General features: G+C 76.1%; 2 protein-coding genes. Both read right to left on the bottom strand.

The window, feature by feature from the left end:
• The coding region (locus tag CCN72_RS37330; RefSeq protein ID WP_107430312.1) for a proton-conducting transporter transmembrane domain-containing protein at window positions 1–1,472 on the bottom strand (1,472 nt) is incomplete at its 3' end.
• A complete protein-coding gene (locus tag CCN72_RS37335) occupies window positions 1,469–1,624 on the bottom strand; it encodes an NADH-quinone oxidoreductase subunit B family protein (protein WP_244174684.1) in 156 nt (51 codons plus the stop codon). The genes CCN72_RS37335 and CCN72_RS37330, both read right to left, overlap by 4 nt.

Below are 1,624 nucleotides of genomic sequence, written 5' to 3' on the forward strand. Positions count from 1 at the left end.
GCGAGGGTCACCGTGGCCGCCGCGAGCAGGGCCATCCCGGCGAGCATCGGCGGCGGTGCCTCGCGCGCCGCGGCGGCCCGTGCGTCGCGCGGCCGGGCGAAGAAGCCGACCCCGAGCGCCTTCACGAACACGGCGGCGGCGATCCCGGCCGACAGCGCGATCAGCGCCACCGACAGCGGCAGTACGACGGCGACCGCGACCCCGGGCACCCGCATGCCGTGGATCAGGGACTGGAGCAGCAGCCACTCGCCGATGAACCCGTTGCCGGGCGGCAGCGCCATGGCGCCGAGCGCGGCCAGCGCGAAGCAGGCGGTCGTGACGGGCATCCGGGGGCGCAGCCCGCCCAGCCGGTCCAGGTCCCGCAGCCCCGTGGCGCGCAGCACGGACCCGGCCGCGCAGAACAACAGGGCTTTGAAAGCGGCGTGGTTGACGAGATGCAGCAGCGCCGCGGCGAGCGCCAGTGCGGCCAGCGGACGCTCCCCGCCGGCGGCGAACAGCCCGCACGCGCCCACCCCGACGAGGACCAGCCCCATGTTCTCGCTGGTCGAGTACGCCAGCAGTCGCTTGAGATCGGAGGCCATCGCGGCCTGGAGGATGCCGTGCACCGCGCTCAGCCCGCCGAGGGCCAGCAGCCCCAGCCACCACCAGGCGGGGCCGCCGCCGAGCAGGTCGAGGCCGGTGCGCACCAGGCCGTAGACGCCGAGGTTGACCATGGCGGCGCTCATCAGCGCCGAGACGGGACTGGGCGCTTCGGGGTGCGCCCTGGGCAGCCAGGCGTGCAGCGGCACCGCGCCCGCCTTCGACGCGAACGCCGCCGTCACGAGTACGAAGACCAGCCCGCGGGCGGTGGGGGACAGGAGGTGGGCGCCGGTGCGCAGCGCGGTGAACGTCTCCCCGTGCGCCCCGGCCGCGAACAGCGCGAACCCGGCGAGCAGCAGGACGAGTCCGAGATGGGTCAGCACCGCGTACCAGAGACCGGCCTGCCGTACGGTGCGCCGCTCGGCGTGCTCGGTGAGCACCAGCGTCAGGGAGGCCAGCGCCATCAGTTCCCACAGCGCCAGGAACGTCGAGACCGAGGCGGCCACCGGGACCAGGACGAGGGTCAGCGCGAACAGCGGCAGCACCGCCTGCGCGGTCCGCGAGCCGATCCCGTGCGGGCCGTGCCCGCAGGCGTACCCGATGCCGTACACCCCGACGGCGGCCACGACCGTGCCCGCGACGGCCATGAACAGCCCCGCCAGCGCGTCCACCGCCAGCCGCGTCCCGGTCAGCGGCAGCAGCCCGGGCAGTACGGCGGCCCAGCGGGCACCGCCGAGCGCGGCCACGCCCGCCGCCGTACCGCTCACCCCGATGCCGCAGGTCAGCACGCCGACGGCGACGATCCGCGCCCGGTACGGCAACGCGAGCGCCGCAAGCGTGCCCGCGCCGCCCAGTGCGGTGGCCGTCGCCAGGGCGGCCGGGATCACGTTCACCGGCCGGTCACCCGGCGCAGCGCGGCCACGATCGCCGCCGGCTCCGGCGGGCACCCGGGCACCGCCAGATCCACCGGTACGACATCGCCGACCGCGCCCTCGACGCCGTACCCGCCGGCGAACTCCCCGCAGTCGAGGGCGCAGTCGCCGAT

The organism is Streptomyces murinus (genome assembly GCF_002154555.1).
Classification (GTDB): domain Bacteria; phylum Actinomycetota; class Actinomycetes; order Streptomycetales; family Streptomycetaceae; genus Streptomyces; species Streptomyces murinus.